At 52.2% G+C, this 2,936-nt stretch carries 3 protein-coding genes; 1 reads left to right on the forward strand and 2 read right to left on the reverse strand.

Annotated elements, in window-relative coordinates; all coding sequences use genetic code 11:
• The first annotated feature begins 463 nt into the window (after window positions 1–463).
• Complete coding sequence (locus tag SIK97_RS00865; protein ID WP_032445130.1) at window positions 464–742, forward strand: hypothetical protein; 279 nt, start codon at window positions 464–466, stop codon at window positions 740–742.
• 262 nt (window positions 743–1,004) lie between these two features.
• On the opposite strand, the gene SIK97_RS00870 is transcribed toward SIK97_RS00865, so the two are convergent.
• Complete coding sequence (locus tag SIK97_RS00870; RefSeq protein WP_020805503.1) at window positions 1,005–1,958, reverse strand: Rpn family recombination-promoting nuclease/putative transposase; 954 nt, start codon at window positions 1,956–1,958, stop codon at window positions 1,005–1,007.
• A 169-nt stretch (window positions 1,959–2,127) separates the two neighbouring features.
• Window positions 2,128–2,748, reverse strand: a complete 621-nt coding sequence (locus SIK97_RS00875; protein WP_017901250.1) for a recombinase family protein — start codon at window positions 2,746–2,748, stop codon at window positions 2,128–2,130.
• Window positions 2,749–2,936: the final 188 nt, after the last annotated feature.

Below are 2,936 nucleotides of genomic sequence, written 5' to 3' on the forward strand. Positions count from 1 at the left end.
CACAACCCGCTACGGGGGAGACTTACCCGAAATCTGATTTATTCAACAAAGCCCACGCCTTCTTTCAAAGTACTTATTTCTCTCCGATTCATTTTTAAAAGCGCTACCTGTCCTTGCAATCCTCTCCTGAATAAGCATCTTTTCATGCTCAGCCTTTTTGGTTGAGTTGGCCTTAGCGAGATTCTTTTCAAGGGATTTCGTATGCTTTTTTATATGCTTTCTCAACCTAGCTTTATGGCCAAATGAGAGTTTACATATCGGACAAGTGAATAATTCTTCCATAAGCTTCATGAGTGTAAGGGGAAGGTTATATTTACCATAGCATTCCTTGTCCGAACTGCCATGCGATGGTCCACCGGGGCAATGAGGCAAAGCCGTTGTCTGTGGAAGCACTACGCGGCATGATGAGCGTCGCCAGTTGCACACCGGCAAAGACGTGAAACACTTTTAACCGGAGCCAGTCATGCGCGTTGCCGAAAGCATCATCCTCGATGCCCTCACTCGCGGAGGATGCATCAAAACCTTTTACCGCATATCCTCACGGCAGGCTGCTGAATCGGCCACGCGGATACCTGAGGGGTATATTCTGGAGTCGCCCGGCGAGCGGGAAGATATTGTGCTCAGCCATGCGGACTTTCATGCACTGGAGAAGCAGCTGGAGGAGAAGGAAACCTGGGAGCAGGTGGTCGGTGTGACCTGTTTTGGTGGGGCAACCTGGCAGCTGAGAGCCGGGTCTGTGTGATGAGTGGCTGAGGTGCCGAAATAATTCTTTTATTTCAGCAGTGGCATTTCTGCAGTCCACGACTACAGTCTTCTCACCGGATGCATTGTGACTGTCCCACACTCCGGGGGTTTGCTCCCTTTGACGAACCACAATTGTGTCCGGCCAGCCTTTCACGCTGGCTTTTTTTCGCACAACTCTGTTCAGACTGAGTCTGAATGGTCATCTCCCTGCCCTGCCCGTTTACGCTGATGGCCAGACAGGGAGCGCCAGGAAAGAATGGTTAGTGGCGGATCTGCGCCAGGTCGTCTTCCGTCAGGCCGGTCATTTTCATAACGGTATTGCGGTCAATGCCGTTATGCAGCATGGTACGGGCAATTTTCAGAGTGGCCTGACGCTCACCTTCTGAACGGCCCTTTTCAATACCCCGTTGTTCACCGAGCTGGATGCCCTGCTCAATCCCCTTCTGGATACCCTTCTGCTCAAGCTGTTGTGCGATGGTCATGAGTGCGTCTCCGTGTTGCGGCACACGCTGTGCCAGTTCGCGTACAAAGGCTTCGGCGTCAGCTGTCTCGCCTGCCTGGAGTATATAGTGTACCAGCGATATGACCTGGGATGAAGACAGATAGCCGGCCAGCAAAATGGGCGCCAGCCGGTCAACCAGTTCAGCGAGGTCGCGCTGGTGAATATGTTTCTGCAGTAAGGTCAGAGCGGCCATACTGCGGTGGCCGGCGATGTCATCATCCGGAATAACGGTCACATCAACCAGCGGGAAAGCGCCGCTGTAGAGTGTGCCTGCCAGCGCCGGGTCGTCAAACTCATCCAGCCAGCGGGTGGAATACGGATACGGGCTGCGTTTACCGGTATAGAACAGGACCGGTATCACCAGGGGCAGCTTCTTATGGCCCGCTTCCAGATGGCGCTGCATGGCGGCTACCGCGTAACGTATCAGGCGAAACGCCATGTGCCTGTCAGGCGACGACTGGTGCTCAATGAGCACGTGAACGTAGCCGTCACCACCGGTGGTTTTCAGGCTGTAGAGGACGTCGCTGAAATACTGGCGGAGGTCATCCTCAACGAACGAGCCGGATTCCAGTTTCAGCGTGCTGAGGTCGCAGATGGCCTGCAGCTCAGCGGGCAAATGCAACTTCATAAAATCCCGGGCAATATCCGGCTGCGTCAGGAACTGCCTGAACGTGGCATCGTGGGGTGTGGGGGTGCTGTTTTTCTTCATCATCAGCCCTGGCTCTGAAAAATGACCCGGGTATGCTATCACAGGCAGGAGCAGCACATAATGGCCAGTCAGATGATGATGTATTTCTTTCCCGTAAGGCCGCTCAGTCTATATTCTTGCATATCAATCATTCAGGATGCCGGACAACTCACGTTTGCGAACAGAGAGATCGTTATTTGTTAGCGCTGGAGCAGACCCGAATTACTGTCATTTTAGAAACGCCCGCCAGGCGAGCTGTTTCTCGCAGCGATTTTCCATTGACCAGGCGCAGAGTGCGTATCAGTTCATGTTTCTGCGCATCGGCCACCCTGCCCCGGTATTTTCCTTCAGCTTTCGCCTTACTGATACCCTCTGACTGTCGACGTCGACGGTCTTCGTAATCTTTTCGGGCAATAGCGGCCAGCATATCCAGCATCATGCCATTTACGGCCTTCAGCATGCTTCGGGTAAAGTCATCACTTACTGTGCTGGATAGCGCCAGATGGCTGGTCGGTAGATCAAGACTGACGATGGCCAGCTGCTTGTCTGTAATTTGCTTTCTGAGTGTCTCCCAGCCTGCATCATCCAGGCGAGTGAGCCTGTCGACCTGTTCAATGAGAATCACATCACCAGGTTCCGCATCACCAAGAAGCCTGATCAGTTCAGGACGATTCATTGTCGTACCGGAGACATTATCGATATACCAGCCAGCAATACGGTGTCCATGTTGGTTTGCAAACGCCTTCAGTGCATTTTTTGCCCGGCTGGCATCCTGCTCTGAAGTGGATGCCCGGAGGTAACCAAAAACGAACATTTTTTGTCCTAGTGGTAACATTTAAGTGGTACTGTTCATTATGGTATCACTTAAGTGGTAACAATAAAACTACCCGATACCTCTTGAGGTGGTACATATGAACTATACCCTAATGTGACATATTGGCGAGTGGTCTAAATAGCTGCGCCTAATACCGCTACACTTTTGCCTGACCATGTTTTCCTCCG

Origin of the sequence: Klebsiella sp. JN_Kp126 (genome assembly GCF_033843325.1) — a bacterium.
GTDB classification, from domain to species: Bacteria; Pseudomonadota; Gammaproteobacteria; order Enterobacterales; family Enterobacteriaceae; genus Klebsiella; species Klebsiella michiganensis.